The sequence below is a fragment of the Streptomyces sp. NPDC101225 genome (assembly GCF_044767585.1).
Taxonomy (GTDB): domain Bacteria; phylum Actinomycetota; class Actinomycetes; order Streptomycetales; family Streptomycetaceae; genus Streptomyces.
Map to the genome: position 1 here is coordinate 44,838 of NZ_JBIWOE010000006.1, position 20,718 is coordinate 65,555.

General features: G+C 72.4%; 17 protein-coding genes. 9 read left to right on the forward strand and 8 right to left on the reverse strand.

The features are described from left to right. Positions 1-6: 6 nt before the first annotated feature. From ACIRPX_RS10785 to ACIRPX_RS10795, 3 genes are all read right to left on the reverse strand, one after another. Positions 7-648 (reverse strand): TetR/AcrR family transcriptional regulator, encoded by a 642-nt coding sequence (locus ACIRPX_RS10785; protein WP_404191354.1) that lies wholly within the window; start codon positions 646-648, stop codon positions 7-9. Then, positions 645-2,219, reverse strand: coding sequence for an MFS transporter (locus ACIRPX_RS10790; protein ID WP_404191356.1), 1,575 nt, complete (start codon positions 2,217-2,219; stop codon positions 645-647). Before ACIRPX_RS10790 ends, ACIRPX_RS10785 begins: the two co-directional genes overlap by 4 nt. 113 nt (positions 2,220-2,332) lie before the next feature. Beyond that, positions 2,333-3,079 carry a hemolysin III family protein gene (locus ACIRPX_RS10795; RefSeq protein WP_404191359.1) on the reverse strand — a complete coding sequence of 249 codons (747 nt, stop codon included), beginning with the start codon at positions 3,077-3,079 and terminating at the stop codon, positions 2,333-2,335. A 342-nt stretch (positions 3,080-3,421) separates the two neighbouring features. Here ACIRPX_RS10795 and ACIRPX_RS10800 point away from each other — a divergent pair, with 342 nt between their 5' ends. Beyond that, a complete protein-coding gene (locus ACIRPX_RS10800) occupies positions 3,422-5,245 on the forward strand; it encodes a phosphoenolpyruvate carboxykinase (GTP) (RefSeq protein ID WP_404191361.1) in 1,824 nt (607 codons plus the stop codon). A 177-nt stretch (positions 5,246-5,422) separates the two neighbouring features. On the opposite strand, the gene ACIRPX_RS10805 is transcribed toward ACIRPX_RS10800, so the two are convergent. From ACIRPX_RS10805 to ACIRPX_RS10815, 3 genes are all read right to left on the reverse strand, one after another. After that, positions 5,423-6,637: a polysaccharide pyruvyl transferase family protein gene (locus ACIRPX_RS10805; RefSeq protein WP_404191364.1), complete on the reverse strand. Its 1,215-nt coding sequence runs from the start codon at positions 6,635-6,637 to the stop codon at positions 5,423-5,425. A gap of 190 nt (positions 6,638-6,827) precedes the next feature. Next, positions 6,828-7,247, reverse strand: coding sequence for a hypothetical protein (locus tag ACIRPX_RS10810; RefSeq protein WP_404191366.1), 420 nt, complete (start codon positions 7,245-7,247; stop codon positions 6,828-6,830). Between the two features lie 99 nt (positions 7,248-7,346). Continuing rightward, positions 7,347-8,558: a pyridoxal phosphate-dependent aminotransferase gene (locus tag ACIRPX_RS10815; protein ID WP_404191369.1), complete on the reverse strand. Its 1,212-nt coding sequence runs from the start codon at positions 8,556-8,558 to the stop codon at positions 7,347-7,349. A 125-nt stretch (positions 8,559-8,683) separates the two neighbouring features. Here ACIRPX_RS10815 and ACIRPX_RS10820 point away from each other — a divergent pair, with 125 nt between their 5' ends. Further along, positions 8,684-9,373, forward strand: coding sequence for a hypothetical protein (locus ACIRPX_RS10820; protein WP_404191372.1), 690 nt, complete (start codon positions 8,684-8,686; stop codon positions 9,371-9,373). A gap of 244 nt (positions 9,374-9,617) precedes the next feature. Beyond that, positions 9,618-10,463 (forward strand): serine protease, encoded by an 846-nt coding sequence (locus ACIRPX_RS10825; protein ID WP_404191375.1) that lies wholly within the window; start codon positions 9,618-9,620, stop codon positions 10,461-10,463. A 25-nt stretch (positions 10,464-10,488) separates the two neighbouring features. Here ACIRPX_RS10825 and ACIRPX_RS10830 read toward each other — a convergent pair whose 3' ends face one another. Together ACIRPX_RS10830 and ACIRPX_RS10835 are read right to left on the reverse strand one after the other, a co-directional pair. Beyond that, the gene (locus ACIRPX_RS10830) at positions 10,489-12,099 is read right to left on the reverse strand and encodes an amidohydrolase family protein (protein ID WP_404191377.1); all 1,611 of its coding nucleotides are present in this window, start codon (positions 12,097-12,099) and stop codon (positions 10,489-10,491) included. Positions 12,100-12,128: 29 nt separating this feature from the next. Next, the gene (locus ACIRPX_RS10835; RefSeq protein ID WP_404191379.1) at positions 12,129-13,394 is read right to left on the reverse strand and encodes an amino acid deaminase; all 1,266 of its coding nucleotides are present in this window, start codon (positions 13,392-13,394) and stop codon (positions 12,129-12,131) included. A gap of 135 nt (positions 13,395-13,529) precedes the next feature. On the opposite strand from ACIRPX_RS10835, the gene ACIRPX_RS10840 reads away from it, so the two are divergent. The 6 genes from ACIRPX_RS10840 to ACIRPX_RS10865 all read left to right on the forward strand — a co-directional run bounded on the left by ACIRPX_RS10840 (position 13,530) and on the right by ACIRPX_RS10865 (position 20,697). Continuing rightward, positions 13,530-14,573 carry a sugar kinase gene (locus tag ACIRPX_RS10840; RefSeq protein ID WP_404191382.1) on the forward strand — a complete coding sequence of 348 codons (1,044 nt, stop codon included), beginning with the start codon at positions 13,530-13,532 and terminating at the stop codon, positions 14,571-14,573. Then, positions 14,570-15,334 (forward strand): IclR family transcriptional regulator, encoded by a 765-nt coding sequence (locus ACIRPX_RS10845; RefSeq protein WP_404191385.1) that lies wholly within the window; start codon positions 14,570-14,572, stop codon positions 15,332-15,334. The genes ACIRPX_RS10840 and ACIRPX_RS10845 overlap by 4 nt, the downstream gene beginning before the upstream one ends. After that, on the forward strand, positions 15,331-15,741 hold the full coding sequence (locus tag ACIRPX_RS10850; protein ID WP_404191388.1) for a RidA family protein: 411 nt from the start codon (positions 15,331-15,333) through the stop codon (positions 15,739-15,741). The genes ACIRPX_RS10845 and ACIRPX_RS10850 overlap by 4 nt, the downstream gene beginning before the upstream one ends. Before the next feature lie 119 nt (positions 15,742-15,860). Further along, a complete protein-coding gene (locus ACIRPX_RS10855; RefSeq protein WP_404191390.1) occupies positions 15,861-17,336 on the forward strand; it encodes a GntP family permease in 1,476 nt (491 codons plus the stop codon). Positions 17,337-17,426: 90 nt separating this feature from the next. Further along, complete coding sequence (locus ACIRPX_RS10860; protein ID WP_404191393.1) at positions 17,427-18,098, forward strand: hypothetical protein; 672 nt, start codon at positions 17,427-17,429, stop codon at positions 18,096-18,098. A gap of 247 nt (positions 18,099-18,345) precedes the next feature. Beyond that, the gene (locus ACIRPX_RS10865; protein WP_404191396.1) at positions 18,346-20,697 is read left to right on the forward strand and encodes an ATP-binding protein; all 2,352 of its coding nucleotides are present in this window, start codon (positions 18,346-18,348) and stop codon (positions 20,695-20,697) included. Positions 20,698-20,718 lie beyond the last annotated feature (21 nt).

A 20,718-nucleotide genomic window follows, 5' to 3' on the forward strand; every position in this document is an offset into this window, starting at 1 on the left:
GCGGGCTCAGTGGTTTTCGGTGGGCAGGCCGTGGTCCAGGACGTCCAGGGCGCGATCCACGAGGTCGTTCAGGTCGCTCTCGAAGCCGTTCTCCGCCCAGTACATGGAGACCTCCATGAGGCCGCCGATGAAGGACATCGCGGAGACGCGGACCTCGAGGCTGTCCGGGTCCAGGCCGTGGCGCTCGGCGATGGCGTCGCGCAGCAGGCGCCCGGTCGCCGACATGCTCTCGACCATCCGGGAGCGGACGGCGGGGACCTCGACCGCGAGGCGGGCCCGCATGCGGACCACTTCGGGGTCCTCGCGGTCGTTCGCCTCGATGGCCAGGTGCATCACGTGGCGCACCGAGTCCATCCACGACTCGCCGGCCGGCCGGGCCCGCAACTCCTCGGCCATCAGCTGGTCGTACTCGTCCGTGAGGACGATGTCCTCCTTCGCCGGGAAGTACCGGAAGACGGTCGACGGCGACACCTCCGCCCGCTCGGCGATCTGCTCGATCGTCGTGGCGTCGTATCCCTGCTCCTTGATCAGTGCGTACGTCGCCGTACGGATCGACTCGCGGGTCTTGATCTTCTTGCGTTCGCGCAGGCCCAGCCGGGGGCGGTCGGCGGGGGAGAGGGGGGAACGTGCGGCCGTCATGGGGTTCATTGTCGGGCATCCGCCGCCGGCGCCACCAGGTCGGGTCCGGTGTCCCGCGGGGTCCGCGCGGGGGCCGTCCTCGGCAGGAAGGCCGCCGCCAGCAGCGCGGCGACCAGGGCGGCGACGCCGCACACCAGCAGGACGACGCCCATGCCGTGGACGTACGCGCGGTCCGCGGAGGCGACGAGGTGCGCGGCGACGCCGGGGCGTGCCCCGCCGGCGACCAGGTGCGCGGCGACCACGGAGTCGCCGGCGGTGTCGGCGGCCCGCGCGGGCAGTCCGGTGACGTCGAGCCGGTCGCGGAAGATCCCGGCGAGCAGGCTGCCGAGCAGCGCGATGCCGATCGCGGCGCCGACCTGGCGCAGCGTCATGAGCAGGCCGGAGCCGCTGCCGGCCCGGTCGCGGGGCAGGGTGCCGAGGGCGCCGTCCATCGCGGGCACGACGGAGAAGCCGAAGCCGATGCCGGTGATCGACAGCCACAGCGCGACGAAGCCGTAGCCGGACGCGGCCGTCGTGCGGCTGCCGAGCAGGGCCGCGAAGGCCAGCACCACCAGCCCGGCGCTCACCACGGCACGCGCGCCGAACCGGGCGACGACCGGCTGAGCGCCCCGTGCGGCGATCAGCAGGCCGCCCATCATCGGCAGCAGGCGCACACCGGTGCCGAGGGCGTCGTGGCCGAGGACGGCCTGGAGGTACGGGGGCAGCACGAACATCAGGCCCGACAGCACGAACATCACCAGGGTCGCGGCGAGCGTGTTGAACAGGAAGCCGCGGTGGCCCAGCAGCGTCATGTCGAGCATGGGGCGCGCCATCCGCCGCTCGCGCACCACCAGCGTGGTGAGCAGCAGCGCGGCCGCGGCGAACATGGCCAGCACCAGGCCGTCGCCCCAGCCGCGGTCGGGCGCCTCGATGATCGCGTAGACGAGGGCGCCGAGGCCGGCCGTGGTGAGCGCCGTCGACAGGGCGTCGACCTTCGGGGAGGCGGGGTCGCGGGTCTCGGGGAGCAGGAAGACGCAGGCGGCGATGCCGATCGCGGCCATCGGGACGTTGACCAGGAAGACCGAGCCCCACCAGAAGTGGTTCAGCAGCCAGCCGCCGATGATCGGGCCGAGCGGCAGTCCGAGCGCGGAGGCGGCGGAGATGACGCCGACGGCCTTGGTGCGCTCGTCGGCGCCGAACAGCGAGGGCAGCACGGACAGGGCGAGCGGGGTGACCAGGGCGCCGCCGACGCCCATGACCGCGCGGGCCGCCACCACCCACTCCACGTCCGCGGCCAGGGCGCCGACGAGCGAGCCGGCCAGGAAGATCCCGAGCCCCGCGATCAGCATCCGCCGGCGTCCGAACCGGTCGCCGAGCAGGCCCGCCGGGAGCATCAGCGCGGCGAAGACGACGACGTAGGCGTCGGCCGTCCACTGCAGCTGGCCGGTCGTGGCGCCGAGCTCGGCGGCCATCGTCGGCAGCGCCACGTTCAGGATCGTCATGTCGAAGCCGAGCGTGAGCATGCTCGCGACCAGGGCGCCGAGGGCCCACCAGCGGCGGGGGTCCCGCCGCGTCTCGTCCGGGGGAGTGACAGTAGCCATGATGTGAGAGTAACTATCAAAATGTGGTTACTGTCAATCGGGTTCGGTGTGCAGAATCGAAGAAGGGCCACGGCTCGCAAGCCGTGGCCCTTCGGGGTGCTGCGCGGTGGGTGCTACCCGTGCTGGTACGCCACCAGGGAGATCCCCACGTAGTGGACGACGAACGCGGCGAGCGTGAACGAGTGGAAGACCTCGTGGAAGCCGAACCAGCGCGGGGAGGGGTTGGGGCGCTTGATGCCGTAGATCACGCCGCCCGCGCTGTAGAGGAGGCCGCCGACGATCACCAGGACCAGCACCGCGATGCCGCCGCTGCGCATGAAGTCGGGCAGGAAGAAGACGGCCGCCCAGCCCATCGCGATGTAGCAGGGGGTGTAGAGCCAGCGCGGGGCGCCGACCCAGAAGACCCGGAAGACGATCCCCGCGAGTGCCGCGCCCCAGATGCCCCACAGCAGCCACTGCCCCTTCGCGCCCGGCAGGAGCAGCATGGTCAGCGGGGTGTAGGTGCCCGCGATGATCAGGAAGATGTTGGCGTGGTCGAGGCGGCGCAGGATGCCGTCCATGCGCGGGCTCCAGTTGCCCCGGTGGTACAGCGCGCTCACGCCGAACAGCAGGCAGGCCGTCAGGACGTAGATCCCGCAGGCTATGCGCCCGCGGGGGGAGTCGGCGAGGGCGGTGAGCACCAGGCCCGCGACCAGGACGGCCGGAAACATGCCGAGGTGCAGCCAGCCGCGCAGCTTCGGTTTGATCGGCTCGGCGAACTGCTGGGCGTGGTGCTTGATCTGGTGCGGCAGTGAGGGCCCGGCGGAACCGCGGCCGGCGGCCGGCGAGTCCGAGGGCGCGTCGGGGACGGGCGCTGTCATGCCCGGCATCGTACCTACGGAACCGTAAGTTGCAGATGAGTGCGGTCCATGAACCGGCCAAGAGTGGCCATCGTCTCACGGGAGTTGGCCCTCCCGGTAACGCGCAAAGAAACAGTCACCTGAACCCTAGGTGCACGCAAATAAACGCGCTGTGCACGAACGGCACGTGACGATCCCCACTCCGCTCACCTGTGAGCTCCTCTGGACATATGGGCACTCGCCTCGGATCATCAAATGAGTGCGGTCGGTACCGGATGAGCGCTGAAGATTCGGCCACGAAGCATCCGGGCCGCAGCCCCCACGGGGCCTCCACATCAAAAAATCCCTCATTTAGGAGCAATCGTGGCGCGCGACAACGCGGCTCCCTCCGTCGTTCCCACCCACCACAAGGAACTGATCTCGTGGGTCAACGAGATCGCCGAACTGACCCAGCCGGACAGCGTGGTCTGGTGTGACGGATCCGAGGCCGAGTACGAGCGGCTGTGCGACGAGCTCGTCGCGAAGGGCACCTTCAGGAAGCTCGACCCGATCAAGCGCCCCAACTCCTACTACGCCGCCTCCGACCCGACCGACGTCGCGCGCGTCGAGGACCGGACCTTCATCTGCTCCGGGAAGGAGGAGGACGCGGGCCCGACCAACCACTGGAAGGCCCCCGCCGAGATGCGGGAGATCTTCCAGGGGGAGAAGGGCGTCTTCCGCGGCTCGATGAAGGGCCGGACGATGTACGTCGTCCCCTTCTGCATGGGCCCGCTGGGCTCCGACCTCTCGGCGATCGGCGTCGAGATCACCGACTCCGCCTACGTCGCGGTGTCCATGCGCACGATGACGCGCATGGGCCGGCCGGTCCTCGACGAGCTGGGCTCCGACGGCTTCTTCGTCAAGGCCGTCCACACCCTCGGCGCCCCGCTGGCGGAGGGCGAGCGGGACGTCCCGTGGCCGTGCAACTCCACCAAGTACATCTCGCACTTCCCCGAGGACCGCGAGATCTGGTCCTACGGCTCCGGCTACGGCGGCAACGCCCTGCTGGGCAAGAAGTGCTACGCCCTGCGCATCGCCTCGGTGATGGCCCGTGACGAGGGCTGGCTGGCCGAGCACATGCTGATCCTCAAACTCACCCCGCCGCAGGGTGCGTCGAAGTACGTGGCCGCGGCCTTCCCGTCCGCGTGCGGCAAGACCAACCTCGCCATGCTGGAGCCCACGGTCTCCGGCTGGACGGTCGAGACGATCGGCGACGACATCGCCTGGATGCGCTTCGGCGAGGACGGCCGCCTCTACGCCATCAACCCCGAGGCCGGCTTCTTCGGCGTCGCGCCCGGCACCGGTGAGCACACCAACGCCAACGCGATGAAGACGCTGTGGGGCAACTCGGTCTTCACCAACGTCGCGCTCACCGACGACAACGACGTGTGGTGGGAGGGCATGACGGAGGAGACCCCGGCCCACCTGACGGACTGGAAGGGCAACGACTGGACGCCGGCCTCCGAGACCCCGGCCGCGCACCCCAACGCCCGCTTCACCACTCCCGCCGCGCAGTGCCCGATCATCGCGCCCGAGTGGGAGGACCCGAAGGGCGTGCCGATCTCGGCGATCCTCTTCGGCGGCCGCCGCGCCACCGCCGTCCCGCTGGTGACGGAGTCCTTCGACTGGAACCACGGCGTCTTCCTCGGTGCCAACGTCGCCTCCGAGAAGACCGCCGCCGCCGAGGGCAAGGTCGGCGAGCTGCGCCGCGACCCCTTCGCCATGCTGCCGTTCTGCGGCTACAACATGGGCGACTACATGGGTCACTGGGTCGACGTCGCCAAGGGCAGGGACCAGGCGAAGCTCCCGAAGATCTACTACGTCAACTGGTTCCGCAAGAACGACGAAGGCGCGTTCGTCTGGCCCGGCTTCGGTGAGAACAGCCGGGTGCTGAAGTGGATCGTCGACCGCCTCGACGGCAAGGCGGAGGGTGTCGAGAGCCCGATCGGCATCCTGCCGACGCGGGAGGCCCTCGACACGAACGGTCTCGAACTGTCCGACTCCGACCTGGACTTCCTGCTCACGGTCGACAAGGAGGTCTGGCGCGAGGAGGCCGCCCTGGTCCCCGAGCACCTCAACACCTTCGGCGACCACACCCCGAAGGAGCTGTGGGACCAGTACCGCGCGCTGGTGCAGCGCCTGGGCTGAGCCCGCTCCGCACGGAAAGCTCCGCGGCCGGCACGGTGGGGGTGCCCTGACCAGCGATCGTCACGGCCGGCCGCGGTGACAGCCGGCGAGGTCCCGCACAACGGCGTGCGGGGCCCAGGGCCCGCTGTCGTTCTCCCGTCCGCCCCGACGGGAGGACGACGGCGGGCCTTCGCCCTTTCACACGCCCTGGCGGCCGACCAGTGCGGAGAGCGTCTCGGTGAAGGAGGCGGCCGAGTGGTCGGCGTGCGTGCGCAGCCGGCCGGCGACGGTCTCGGCGCCGCCGCCCTCCACGAGCCGGACGATCCGGTCGGCGCGGCGCTCGTGGGCCCGCGCGGTGTCCGGCAGCGTGGAGAGGTAGAAGTCCTCGGCGTCGTAGGCGAGATGGAACACGTGCTTCTTCACGTCGCTCAGCGTCCAGTAGTCGTCGTGGGTCCGCGGCACGGGTTCGGGCGCGCCCACGCACACCACCGGGGTGCCGGCGCCCCACGCGTTGACGCACAGGTGGTAGGTGTCGGTGATGACCAGCCGGTAGCGGGGCAGGACCCGCAGCAGGTCGCCGACGGTGTGGCCGCCCGGGCGGGGTGCGAGGTGCGCGACCTGCGAGGGGATGTCCCGGTCGAACCACGGCAGCCATTCGAGCGGGGCGCCGAAGCGTTCGGCGAGGCTCTCGCAGAAGGCGGGCAGCCAGTCGGGGATCTTCGTACGGGCGCCGAGGAACACCCCGATCGCGCCGCCGTCCGGGACCTGTGCGGACCACGGCGTCGCCGGGAGCCGGTCCAGGTCGCCGGGGCGGGAGAGCAGGGCCGCGTCCGAGGCGAAGTACTCGTTCGTACGGTCCCCGCGCAGGAGCGCGATCTTGGCCGCCGACAGCGGATCGCGCATCCAGACCCGGTGGCTGCGGGTCATCAGGCGGGAGAAGAGCGGGCCGAACTCCTTGTCCTCGTAGTCGGACTGGGAGTTGTGCAGGATCGTGCCCCCGTAGCTGAGGGTGCGGGCCAGGACCTCGTCCGGCTGGTCCGCCAGCAGCAGGGTCCGCTGCAGCAGGGCGCGGGCGGCGTCGCGGTCGCCGGCGACGCCGAAGTCCAGCAGGCGGTTCGTGGCGTCCTGCGCCAGGTAGTGCCGCGTGTGCAGGAAGTCGCCCCAGAAGACGACCGCGTCGTGGTCGCGGAGCTCGCCCAGGTGTTCGGGCAGGGAGCGGAAGCGGAAGGGGAAGTCGGTGCCCTCGGCGGACGCGCGCAGCGGCACGGTCTCCGGCACGTGCAGGGTGTACCAGGTGGGGTCGATCCCGGGGTCCGTCCGCCGCAGCAGGGACTCGAGGGCCAGGTCGACGGTCAGCATTCCGGTGTTGCGGTACCCGATGTTGGGCGCGGTGATGACGGCGACGCGTGCCATGTGTGTCCCTCAGCCGTGGCCGGCGCCACGGGGCGTGACGCGGATCTTCGGCCAACGTACACATCGCTCGCCGGCCGGCGGCGGCCCGCCCCCGCGCGTGCGGACGGAACGAGCCAGGTCCATGGCGCCCGGTCCGCGCGTCTCTGCGGGTGCGCGCGGACCGGGGCCGCATCGGGGAGCCCGGTGGGGCTCAGTGGGACGCGAGTTCGCGGGGCTCCAGGGCCGCCGCGTGCACGTCCATCTGCTCGGCGGCGAGGATCGCCGCCGCGGTGTCGGCGCGGGACGCCGCGACGACCAGCGCCCGCCCGGCGAGCGCGTGCGCCCGGCGGTGCAGGGGGGCGAGCTCGGCCTCGGGGACCTGGCCGGAGACCGCGCGGACCGGCGGATGTCCTCCCCGCAGCCGGGCCACCTGGGCGGCCAGCCGGTCCGCCGCGCCGTCCAGCTGCGCGGACGGGACGGCACCGCGCAGCTCGTCCGTGACGGCGAGCAGTGCCGCGAGATGGCCCGCGAGCTGGATGTCCAGCTCCTCCTCGCGGGAGCGGTGGGGGAAGTCGGAGGTGGTGCCGGCCATCGTGCTGTGGACCGACTTGGTGCGGATCGGCTCGTACATGGATGGCCTCCTGTGCTGTCAGGAAACCATCCTAGCTTAGATTCCGTCTAAAGTTGAGGTGTTCACAAAGGAGGCCGCTCTGTACACACGGCGTGCGCCTCAGGGCTGGCCGTAGCCGTCCAGGAAGGTCCCGATCCGGGTGATCGCGTCGCGCAGGTCCCCGACCGTCGGCAGGGTCACGACCCGGAAGTGGTCGGGCTCGCTCCAGTTGAACCCGGTGCCCTGCACGACCATGATCTTCTCGCGCCGCAGCAGGTCCAGCACCATCTGCCGGTCGTCTCTGATCTTGAACACCTTCGGGTCCAGGCGCGGGAAGAGATACAGCGCGCCCTTCGGCTTCACGCAGCTCACGCCCGGGATCTGGGTGAGCAGTTCGTAGGCGACGTCCCGCTGCTCCTTCAGCCGCCCGCCCGGCAGCACCAGGTCGTTGATCGTCTGGCGGCCGCTGAGCGCGGCGACCACACCGTGCTGGCCCGGCATGTTGGCGCACAGGCGCATGTTGGCGAGGATCGTCAGGCCCTCGATGTAGGAGTCCGCGTGCGCGCGCGGTCCGGAGATCGACATCCACCCGACCCGGTAGCCCGCCACCCGGTACGCCTTCGACATGCCGTTGAAGGTGAGGGTCAGCAGGTCCGGGGCCACCTTCGCGGTCGGCGTGTGGGTGGCGTCGTCGTAGAGGATCTTGTCGTAGATCTCGTCCGAGCAGACCAGCAGGTTGTGGCGGCGGGCGATGTCGGTGAGCCCCTTGAGCATCGCCTCGTCGTAGACGGCCCCCGTCGGGTTGTTGGGGTTGATGACGACGATGGCCTTGGTGCGGTCGGTGACCTTGCGCTCGACGTCCGCGAGGTCGGGCATCCAGTCGGACTGCTCGTCGCAGCGGTAGTGCACGGCCGTGCCGCCGGAGAGCGAGACGGCGGCGGTCCACAGCGGGTAGTCGGGCGACGGTACGAGGACCTCGTCGCCGTCGTCGAGCAGACCCTGCATGGCCATCACGATCAGCTCGGAGACGCCGTTGCCGACGAAGACGTGCTCGACGTCCGTCTCGATGCCCAGGGTCTGGTTGTGCATGACGACCGCGCGGCGCGCCGCCAGCAGGCCCTTGGCGTCGCCGTAGCCGTGCGCCGACGACACGTTGCGGAGGATGTCCTCCAGGATCTCGGGCGGGCACTCGAAGCCGAACGCCGCCGGATTGCCGGTGTTCAGCTTGAGGATGCGGTGACCGGCAGCCTCCAGCCGCATCGCCTCCTCGAGCACCGGGCCCCGGATCTCGTAACAGACGTTGGCGAGCTTGGTCGACTGGATCACCTGCATGTCTGGGAGCTTACGGTCCGGTTACGCATCCTGGGCCGTGTTATCCGCCACGTGAGACGCCGTGTTTGGGCTGTTATCGCCGGTAGCTGTCCCAGGAATCCCGCGCGTCTCTACAATTCCCTCCCATGTCAGGACCGGACCAGCGCGAGAAGGGGACGTACGGAGCCCAGGCCGAGTACCTCCCGGAGGGTGACCCCCAGGGTCCGCCGAACGTGTTCCATCCGCGGCCCGAACCGTCTCCCGGCTACGACGGCTTCACGGATCCGGCGACGGCGCACGGCTGGCAGGGCAACGCCTTCGACGAGACGGCCCAGCTGCCGCAGGTGGCGGGCGAGGCGCGGCCCGACGAGGCGCCGCCCGGCGACCGGCGCCGGCGCTCCCGGCACGGACGCGCCGCCCGGCGCTCGCCGCGGGCGGCGGTCCTCGCCGCGGCGGTGGGGGCGGTGGCCCTGGTGGCCGTGATCGCGGGGTTCGCCTTCACGGGGTCGTCGTCCGGCGGGTCCGACGGCACGGGCGCGGGGACCACGGCCCCGGCCGCCGCGCCGACGGGTGCGAAGTCGTCCGGCGGGGCGGCCGCGGGCACCGGGGCGTCCGCGGGCGCCGGCGACCCCTCCGGGGCGGCATCCGGTTCGGCGGCGGCGAGCGCGTCGGCGGCCGGTCCGGCGGCGACGGACGCGACCGGCACGCCGTCCTCCCGCCCCACGTCCTCCGCGAGCGCCGCGCCGGCGCCGAGCCCCAGCGCGACGAGCACCGCCCCGGGCCGTGGCAACTCCGGCGGGTCCGGCCGCGGGCACGGGGGCGGCAAGAAGCCCTGACGCCCGGGCGACCCGTCCGGTCCCGGGCCCGTCCTCTCCGGCCCGTCCTCTCCGGCCCGTCCTCTCCGGCCCGTCCTCTCCGGCCCGGAGCCCGGCCCGGTGCGCGCGGTCCGTGTCTCCCCGTGCTCCTGAGGGTCCGAAACGACTCCTTGCCCCGTCCTGCCCTTCCCCTCACAATGCACATGTCAATTTGTGGGCGACCGGAAGATCTCCGGTCGCCCAAGTCGCAGGAGAGGACCCCCACATGAAGAAGCCTCTCGGCGCCGCGCTGTTCGCCCTGGTGATGGCCGGGGCCGGCGCAGCACCGGCGGTCGCGGCACCGGCGCCCACCGAAGCCGCCGCCCCGCCCGCCGTCCGGGCCGTCACCTTCGCCGGCACCGTCTCGCTCAGCAACTGCTCCGGCTCCGTCGTCCGCTTCCCCGACTCCGCGGACAGCGACCCGGCGCTCGTCATGACCAACGGCCACTGCCTGGAGACCGGGTTCCCGGAGCCGGGTGAGGTCATCACCGGACAGTCCTCCCGCCGTACCTTCGGACTGCTCAGTTCTTCCGGCAGCAGGATCGGCACGCTCCGGGCCAACCAGGTCGTCTACTCGACCATGACCGACACCGACGTCACGATCTACCGCCTGACCACCACCTACGCGGCGATCAAGAGCTCCTACGGCATCAGCCCGCTCACCGTGCAGAACACGCATCCGACCGCCGGCACCGCCATCACGGTCGTCTCCGGCTACTGGAGGCGGACGTACTCCTGCAACATCGACGGTTTCGTCTACCGCCTCAAGGAGGGCGACTGGACCTGGAAGGACTCGGTCCGCTACACCTCCGCCTGCCAGACCATCGGCGGCACCTCCGGCTCACCCGTCGTCGACAACGCCACCGGCAAGGTCGTCGCCGTCAACAACACCGGCAACGAGGACGGCGAGCGCTGCACCGAGAACAACCCCTGCGAGGTCGACGAGAACGGCAACGTGACCGTCCGCGAGGGCATCAACTACGCCGAGGAGACCTACCAGATCCCCGCCTGCTTCGGCGCCGGCAACACGCTCGACCTGAACGCCTCGGGCTGCGTCCTGCCCAAGCCGTAGTCCCGCGGCGCTGAAGGGCGGGCCGTCACACGGGACTGCGACGGACCGCCCGCCCCGCCAGCACGTCCGTACGCCGCCCGTCCTCGATCACGAACCGCCCGTCCACGAGGACATGGGGGATGCCCGTCGGCAGCGCGCGCGGATTCTCGTACGTCGACCCGGCCGCCACCGTGACCGGGTCGAACAGGACCAGGTCGGCCCGGTGGCCCTCGCGGACCAGGCCCCGGTCCGGCAGGCGCAGCCGCGCGGCGGGCCGGGAGGTGAGACGGGCGACGCACTCCTCCAGGGACAGCACACCCAACTCCCGCACGTAGTGCCCGAGATACCGCGGAAAGGTCCCGTAGGCGCGCGGGTGCGGCTTCGCGCCCTGGAGGATGCCGTCCGAGCCGCCGGTGTGCAGCCGGTGCCGCATGATCGCCCGCACGTTCTCCTCGTCGCCCACGTGCTGCAGGATCGTCGGGCCCAGCCGGTCCCGGACCAGCAGGCGGCGGGCCGTGACCCAGGGGGACTCGCCGCGCAGGTCGGCCGACTCCTGGACGGTCCGGCCGACGAAGTCGCCGAGCCCTGGATCGCTCACGCCGGAGATCTCGACGGTGTCCCACTCGATGGGCACGCCGTGGCAGCCGTCCGAGCCGACGACCTCCAGGTCGTGCCGGATGCGCGCGGCCGTCTCCTCGTCCGCGAGCCGCTTCAGGATCATCTCCGGGCCGCCCTCGCCGGCCCAGCTCGGCAGCATCGCCGCGAGCGTCGTGCAGCCCGGCGTGTAGGGGTAGGTGTCGAGGGTGATGTCCGCGCCGGCCGCCAGCGCCTCGTCCAGCAGGGCCAGCAGCTCCGGCGCCCGGCCCCTGTTCACGCCGAAGTTCATGGTGGCGTGCGCCAGATGCAGCGAGCAGCCCGCCTCCCGGGTCAGCTCGACCATCTCCGCGTACGCCTGCAGGGCCCCGGCGCCGTAGGAGCGGTGGTGCGGGCAGTAGTAGCCGCCGTAGGACGCCACCACCCGGCACAGCTCGGTCAGTTCGGCGTCCTTGGCGTACATGCCGGGCGTGTAGGTCAGCCCCGACGACATGCCGACCGCGCCCTGCTCCAGGCCCTCGGCGACCAGCTGCCGCATCCGGTCGAGCTCCCGGGGCGTCGCCTCGCGGTCCTCCCAGCCGACGGCGAGCATGCGGACCGTGCCCTGGGGGATCAGGTAGGCGGCGTTGACCGCGATCCCGCGGTCCAGCCGGTCCAGGTACTCGCCCACCGAGCGCCAGTCGAAGTCGATGTCGTCGCCGTAGCCGTTCCAGCCGGTGATCGCACGGCGCACCTCGGCGAGCGTGCGGTCGTCGACCGGGGCGTACGACAGCCCGTCCTGGCCCAGCACCTCCAGGGTGACGCCCTGCGCCGCCTTGGCGCTGTGGTCCGGATCGCGCAGCACGGCGAGGTCGCTGTGCGCGTGCATGTCGATGAAGCCGGGGGACAGGACCAGGCCCTCCGCGTCCAGCTCCCGCACGGCCTTCGGGCGCTGGCAGCCCGCCGCCGCGGCCTCCTTGACGACGGACACGATCCGGCCGCGGTCGACGACCACGTCCGCGCGGAAGGACGGCGCGCCGCTGCCGTCCACCACGTCCGCGTCCCGGATGACGAGCTGCTCCACGACCGGCCTCCCTTTCCCGAGAAGGTGCTCTAGAAGAACGTGCGGATGTAGTCGGTGACCGTGCCGTCCGCCTCGACCAGCGGGATCAGCTGCCACTTGTCGAACGACGTGCACGGATGCGACAGGCCCATCCCCACCCAGTCTCCGACCTCCAGGGCCGCCCCGTCAGCGGTCCGCAGCCAGGCGTGCTGGTCGGACAGGCCGGTCACCGTGATGCCGGCGGCCGGGCGCTCGGCGCCGTCCGAGCGGACGACCTGGGCGAAGGGGAGGTCCAGGTCGTAGGCCGCGTCCCGCTTGCCCGCGTTGGCGAAGGCCTGCTCGGGCGAGGGCCGGGAGACCACCTGCGCCCACAGGCGGAACGCCGGCTCCAGGGCGCCCTCCTCGGGGACCCGGTTGAAGGGCGTCACCTCGCGGTAGTGGCCGTCGTCGTGCGAGACGTAGGCGCCCGAGCGCAGCAACTTCACCACGGAACAGGAGAGTTCGGGGATCTCGGCGAACACGTCGGCCACCGCGTCGAACCAGGCGCTGCCGCCCGCGCTGACGACGATCTCGTCGAGCCCCGCGAACCGTCCCGCCCGGTCGAAGCCGGCGGCGAGCGCGGTCAGCCGCCGCAGCCACGCGTGCACCCGCCCGGGGTCCGCCCGCGGGACCTCGCCCTCGTAGCCCGCGACGCCCACCAGCCGCAGCGTGCGGGTGCCGGCCACCGCGTCCGCGACGGCCGCGCACTCCGCCTCCGTGCGGGCGCCGGTACGGGCGCCCTCGCCGGCGCCCAGCTCCACCACGACGTCCAGGGGGCGCGCGGCTCCCCGCAGTGCCGCGTCCATCAGCTCCACGCCGCGCACGGAGTCGACGTAGCAGACGAAGCGGAAACCGGGGTCGGCGTCCAGCTCGGCGGAGATCCACTTCAGGGCCGCGGCGTCGACGAGCTCGTTGGCCAGGAAGACCCGCTCGACGCCGAACCGCCGCGCCACGCGCACCTGGTGGGGGACGGCGAGCGTGATGCCCCAGGCGCCGCGCTCGATCTGCCGCCGGAACAGCTGCGGCGCCATGGAGGTCTTGCCGTGCGGGGCGAAGGCGAGGCCGTGCCGGGTCGCGTACGTCTCCATGAGCGCGAGGTTGTGCTCCAGGCGCTCCGCCGACAGGGCGAGGACCGGGGGCGCGAAGCCGCCGGTGAAGAGGTTGCGGCGCTGGGCGGTCAGCTCGCCCACGGTCAGCCCGTCCGCGTCCGGCGGGAGGCCCTTGAAGCGGTGGTCGACGCGTTCCTCGGCGAGGCGGGCAAGGGCTTCGATGCCCATAGGACCTCCCTGATCAGGTGTATTGCATTTATTGCAACGGTCATTGCGAATATCGCTCACCGCTGTCTAACATCTCGGCCAACGCGGGGTCAACGGAGCCGCCACCCGCCGTCACACCGAGGAGCCACGACGATCGTGACCGAGACCGGACCGTGCAACGCCCTCGACGTCGTCGACGTCGTCACGCTCGGCGAGTCCATGGTCACGTTCCTGCCCGCCACCCCCGGACGCCTCGCCGACGTCCCCTCCTTCGACCGCGGGATCGGCGGCGCCGAGTCCAACGTGGCGTGCACGCTCGCGGCCGCCGGGCACTCCGCGCGCTGGGTGAGCCGGGTCGGCGCCGACGGGTTCGGCGACCACCTGGTCGAGGCGATCGGCGCCCACGGCGTCGACGTCGGCGCCGTGCACCGCGATCCGGACCGCCCCACCGGCATCTACTTCCGCACGGCCGGCGACCGCGCGAGCGACGCGCACGAGGTCGCGTACTACCGCGCCGGGTCCGCGGCCTCCGCGATGTTCGCCGGGAACACCGACATGGAGGCGGTGCGGGCCGGGCGGGTGCTGCACCTCTCCGGGATCACGCCGATGCTGTCCGACGGCTGCCTCGGCCTGGTGCGCGAGCTGACCGCGCCCCGAGCCGGCCGGCCCCTCGTCTCCTTCGACGTCAACCACCGGCCCACGGTGTGGCGCGAGGACGACGGCCCCACGGTGCTGCTGGACCTGGCCGGCCGCGCCGACCTGGTGTTCGTGGGGGAGGACGAGGCCGAGGAGGTCTGGGCGCTGCGCGGCCCCGAGGCGATCCGGGCCACGCTCCCCTCTCCCGAACTGCTCGTCGTCAAGCACGGCGGGCGCGGAGCGACCGTCTTCGACAAGGCCGACGCCACCTTCGTCGCCGCACCCACGGTGGACGTGGTGGCCGCGGTCGGCGCCGGCGACGCCTTCGCCGCCGGCTTCCTCTCCGCCACCCTGCGCGGGCTGCCCGTCCGCGACCGGCTGCGGCACGGGCATCTCATGGCCGCCGCCGCCCTCACCGTCCCCGGAGACCTGGCCCCGCCCCCCGCCCGCGATCTCGCCGACCGGCTCGCCGCCCTCGACGAACGGGCGTGGGGGACACTTCGACTCGGCCCCGGCTGGACGAAGGCCGCCGACCGGGGCGACGAGGAGGTACGTACGTCATGAGCCAGACCGTCGACCGCGCGCTCAGCATCCTGCCGCTGCTCGCCGAGGGGCCCGCCGACCTCGGCCAGGTCGCCGACCGGCTGGGCGTGCACAAGTCCACCGCCCTGCGCCTGCTGCGGACGCTGCACGAGCACGGTCTCGTCTACCGCCAGTCCGACCAGCGCTACCGCCTCGGCGCGCGCCTCATCGCGCTCGCCCAGGAGGCCATGGAGAACCTCGACATCCGCGAGATCGCCCACCCCCACCTCGTACGCCTCAACGAGCAGTGCGGGCACACCGTCCATCTGGCGGTGTACGAGGAGCCCGAGGTCCTCTACATCGACAAGGTGGAGAGCCGCTACCCGGTCCGGATGTACTCGCGGATCGGCAAACCGGTGGCGATCACGGTCGCGGCGGTGGCGAAGCTGCTGCTCGCCGACCTCCCCGAGAGCGAGCGCCGGATGCTCGCCGACCGGCTCGAGTACCCCATGTACACGGCCCGGTCCACCCCCAACGCCCCTGCCTTCCTGCGTGAGTTGGAGAAGGTGCGCGACCAGGGCTGGGCCACCGACCTCGGCGGCCACGAGGAGTCCATCAACTGCGTCGGCGCTCCCGTCCGCGGCGCGGACGGCCGGGTCGTCGCCGCGATGTCGGTCTCGGCGCCGAACGTCGTCGTCACCGCCGAGGAACTCCTCACCCTGCTCCCCCTGGTGCGCCGTACGGCGGACGCGATCAGCGGGGAGTACTCCGGAAGAACCCCCGTCAAGGAAGTCGCCCCATGACCGAGAAGATCGCCCTCACCCCCAAGACCCACACCACCCCGCCCGCGAAGTTCTCCCACGGCGTCAGGAAGGGCACCATCCTCCAGGTCGCGGGCCAGGTCGGCTTCCTGCCCGCCGAGGAGGGCAAGGCCCCCACCCCCGCCGGCCCCGGCCTGCGCGAGCAGACCCTCCAGACCCTCGCCAACGTCAAGGCGATCCTCGAGGAGGGCGGCGCGAGCTGGGACGACGTGATGATGATCCGCGTCTACCTCACGGACGTGGACCACTTCGCCGAGATGAACGCCCTCTACAACGCCTACTTCGAGGAGCAGGGCCTCACCCAGCCGCCCGCCGCGCGCACGACCGTCTACGTCGGTCTGCCCGCGGGGCTCCTCATCGAGATCGACGCCCTGGCCGTACTGGGCTGACGCCGCCTCGAACCCCGCACGCCGTACGTCCTCACGGCACGGTGCCCCTCACCCCCGGGGCGCCGTGCCGCGATCCCCCCTGCCCGAAAGCACCGTGCCCTTAACCAGAGGACCCCCGAATGTCCCTCCCGCTCGCCGCGGACGCACCCGCCGCGCCCCCCCACACCGGCGGCCTGCTCCTGCTGATCGACGGCACGGCCGGCCTGCTCACGGTCGCCGCCATCGGCATCGCGCTCCTCCTCTTCCTGATCATCAAGGTCAGACTCCAGCCGTTCGTCGCCCTGCTCGGCGTCTCCATAGCCGTCGGCCTGATGGCCGGGCTGTCGGTCACCGAACTCTTCGGCACCGTCCAGCGGTCAGACGCCGTCTCCACCATCGAGACCGGCATGGGCGGCATCCTCGGCCATGTCGCGATCATCATCGGCCTGGGCACGATGCTCGGCGCGATCCTGGAGGTCAGCGGCGGCGCCGAGGTGCTGGCCTCCCGCCTGCTCCACCTCTTCGGCGAACGGCGGGCGCCGCTCGCCATGGGCCTCACCGGCCTCGTCTTCGGCATCCCGGTCTTCTTCGACGTCGGCATCTTCGTGCTCGCGCCGATCGTCTACGCCGCCGCCAAGCGCTCCGGCCGGTCGATCCTGCTGTACTGCCTGCCGCTGCTGGCGGGCCTGTCGATGACGCACGCCTTCCTGCCCCCGCACCCGGGACCGGTGGCCGCCGCCGGACTGCTCCACGTGCAGCTGGGCTGGATCATCCTGATGGGCATCGTCTGCGGCATCCCCGCGGTGCTGGCCGCCTGGGTGTTCTCCGCCTGGATCGGGCGCCGCATCTTCGTGGCCGTGCCGCAGGACATGGTGGAGGCCGCCGCCGAGGCCAAGGCGGCCGTCGTCGCCGAGCAGCGGGAACAGGGCGTCGAGCCGCGCGAGGAGCCCGTGTCGCTGGGCGTCGTCCTCGGCATCATCGGCACGCCGCTCATCCTGATCCTCGCGGCCACCTTCTCCTCCATCGCCCTCGACCCCTCCACGGGCCGCTCGGTGATCGAGTTCTTCGGCCACCCCTTCGTCGCCCTGACGATCGCCCTGCTCCTCGCGTACTACCTGCTGGGCATCCGCCGCGGCTGGTCCCGCAAGTCCCTGGAGACCGTCTCCACCGCCTCGCTCAAGCCGGTCGGCAACATCCTGCTGGTGGTCGGCGCCGGCGGTGTCTTCGGCGCGATCCTCAAGGCGAGCGGCGTCGCCCAGGCCCTCTCGGACACCTTCCACGACGTGGGCCTGCCGGTGCTCGTGCTCGCCTACCTGATCTCGCTCGTCCTGCGCGTCGCCCAGGGCTCGGCCACGGTCGCCATCGTCACCACGGCCGGCATCGTCGCCCCGCTGCTCGCCGAGGGCCACCACTCCCAGGCGTTCGTCGCCCTGGTCATCATGGCCATCTCCGCGGGCTCCATCTTCGCCTCGCACGTCAACGACGGCGGCTTCTGGATGGTGGCGAAGTACTTCGGCATCAGCGAACGGGACACGCTGAAGACGTGGACGGTGCTGGAGTCGGTGCTGTCGGTGGCCGGGTTCTCGGTGGCCGCGGTGGTCAGTGTGTTCGTCTAGACGGGTTCGTCCGGACGCGCGTGTAGGCGTCTGATAACGAAGTCGGGGCCGACTGTGTCCGGCACAGGATCTTCGACCATACTGCCCGCTGTGGAGCAGCGCATAGGATCGAGCAGCCAGCCCCTGAAGGGGGAGCCCGTGACGGGTGCCGGGTTCGACCCGGCCTTCATCCCCGGGCTCACCCCACCCGTGTCCGACGAACCGGAGGAGGCGGACGCGGAAGGCGCCGGGACCGTGGCCGAGGACGCGGACACCGGTGCCGCGACCGGGGAGACCGGGGCCGGGACCGAGGCGGGGGCGCAGGAGCCGGCCGAGGGCGAGGACGGCGAGGAGATCCCCGAGGGTCCCGTCTTCGAGGCCGCGGACCGCCGCGCGAAGATCGTCGCCGACCACGCGGGCGTACGGCTCACCCTGGACGACCAGGGGTGCGAGTTCCGCTGGGACGAGATCGGCGCCGTGGAGACCGCGTCCCCGCGCTTCGGCAAGCGGTTCACGGTCACGGTGCACACCCCCGACACCCGCTGGTACCCGATCGAGATCGAGGCGGACGCCCGGTCCCGCTTCGAGGAGTGGGAGTCCCAGCTCGACGCGGTCCTCGACGCGTACTTCGAAGAGGGCGTCGAAGAGGGCGCCGAGGAGGGGGAGTCCGAAGCGGAGCCGTCCGAGGACGAGGGTCCGCAGGACACGGACACCACGGCCGAGGACGCGAAGGACGGCGACACCGGCGCCGGGGAGTCCGCCGGCGCCAAGGACCCCGACTAGCCGCCCGCTCCCGGGAGGCCTCCTCCCGTCAGCCGTCCCGCACGCATGGGGTGCGGACCCTCCGCTCGACAGTCGGCCGCGCAGTGTACGCGCGCCGGTATCCCCCGCAAGCGCCTCCGGCATATATGCACCCGCGGGTGTGACCGGCGCGTGCATATATGCCGAGGGCTCAGCAGAGTGAGGGTTCGCGCAGGAGGGTCCGGGCCGTCCGGATCCCCGCCCCCACCCCCAAGAGGACTGGCTGATCATGGGCGGATCGGCGCCGCGCCGCGACCGTCGGCTGCCGGTCGAGACGACCAGTTTCGTCGACCGGCGCGGCGAACAGACCGAAGGCCGTGAACTGCTCGCCAGGGCACGTCTGGTGACGCTGACCGGACCCGGCGGCGTCGGCAAGACACGGCTGGCCGCGCGCGTCGCGGCCCGCGTCCAGCGAGCGTTCCCGGACGGCGTGCACTTCGTGCACCTGGCGGGCCTGGACGATCCCGAGCTCGTCCCGCTCGCCGTCGCCGACGCGCTCGGCCTGCACGACCACTCCGTGGTTCCACCGCTGGACGCACTGGTCGACCAGGTGCGCGAGCGGCGCCTCCTGCTCGTCCTGGACAACTGCGAGCACCTGCTGCGGTCCTGCGCCGAGCTCGTGGCGGCCCTGCTGCACGGCACCGCCGGCGTCCGCGTCCTCGCCACCAGCAGGCACCGCCTCGCCCTCACCGAGGAACACCTCCTGGAGGTGGGTCCGCTGCCGGTCCCCGACCCGGACGGCGACCTCACGGGGGCCGAGGCCGGTCCGGCCCTCACCCTCTTCGCCGACCGCGCCGCCGCCGTGGTCCCCGGCTTCCGCCTCACCGCCGCCAACAAGGCCGCCGTGGCCCGTCTCTGCCGTCGCCTCGACGGCCTCCCGCTCGCCATCGAACTGGCCGCCGTCCGCATGCGCGTCCTCGGCGTCGAGCAGCTCCTGGAACGTCTCGACGACCGCTACCGCGTCCTCACCGCCGGCAGCAGCGCGGCCCTGCCCCGCCACCAGACCCTGCGCGCCACCGTCGACTGGTCCCACGAACTGTGCACCCCCGAAGAGCGGCTGGTGTGGGCGCGGGCCTCCGTCCTGGCCGGCGCCTTCGACCTGGAGACCGCGGAGGCGGTGTGCGCGGACGGCGAGCGGATGCGCCCGCAGGAGGTGCTGGAGGCCGTCGCCGGGCTCGTCGACAAGTCCGTCCTGGGACGGGAGGCAGGGCCCGACGGGGTGCGCTACCGGCTGCTCGACACGCTGCGCCACTACGGCCTGGAACGGCTGCGGCGGCGGGCGGGCGAGGAGAGCGCGGCCCGGCGGCGGCAGCGCGAGTGGATGCAGCGGCGGGCCGCCGACTGCGAGCGGCGCTGGTTCGGCCCCGGACAGCGGGAGATCGTCGCCCGGCTGCGGGCCGACCAGGCCCATCTGCGCTCCGCCCTCGACTTCGGCCTCGGCGCCCCCGCTCCCGGCGAACGCCTGGCCGGACTGCGTCTCGCGGGCACCCTGTGGTTCTACTGGCACGCCTGCGGCGCGCCGCGGGAGGGCCGCGTCTGGGTGGAGCGGGCCCTCGACGCCAACCCCGGGCCGACCACCGAGCGGGCCCGTGGCCTGTGGGTGTCCGGCCTGCTCGCGGCGGCCACCCAGGACATGGCCGAGGGGCTGCGGCGCGCCCGGGAGGCCCGCGCGCTGGCCGGCCGCCTCGGCGACCCGGCCGAGGCCGCCCACGCCGCCTACGTCGTCGGCGTCGTGCGGCTGTTCGGCAACGAGCTCCACGCCGCCCTGGAGCACTTCGAGGACGCCGTCGCCCGCGGCCCGGTCCCCGGCCAGCACCTCAGCCTCCACGGCCTCGACCAGGTCGAACTCGCCTGTGCGCTGGGGTTCCTGGGCGAGGCGGACCGCGCCGTCGAGGTCTGCGAGCGGGCGCGCCGGCGCTGCGAGGAGCACGGCGAGGAGTGGGTGCGGTCGTACGTGCTGCGGATGCTGGCGCTCGCCCACACCGTGAAGGAGGACTGGACGAAGGCCGCGTGCCACGCCCGCGAGGCGCTGCGCCTCAAGCTCGCCGTCCACGACATCACCGGCATCGCCCTCACCCTCGACCTGCTGGCCCACATCGCGACCCGTGAGGGCGCCCACGAGCACGCGGCCGCCCTGCTCGGCGGCGCCGACCGCGCCTGGGCCGACATCGACCGGGCCCGCTGGGGCTCGGCCGACCTCAACTCCCTGCGCCGCGGCAGCGAGGACCGGGCACGCGGCGCCCTGGGACCGGCCGCCTTCGAGAAGTCGTACGAGAAAGGAGGTGGGCTCGGGCTCGAGGAGCTCGTCGCCCTCGCCACCGAGGACGAGCAGCCCCGGCCGCCCGGCACCGTGCGGAAGGCCGACGGCCGGCGTGGCTCCCGCGCGTCCCGGAGCACCCCGCTCACCCGCCGCGAGACCGAGGTGGCCGACCTCGTCGCGCAGGGGCTCGCCAACCAGCAGATCGCCGACCGTCTCGTCATCGCCCGGCGCACCGCCGAGGGCCATGTGGAGCGCATTCTCAGCAAGCTCGGATTCAGCAACCGCAGCCAGATCGCCGCCTGGGTCACCGCCCGGCGCTGAGCCGCGTCCCGGCTCCCCTCC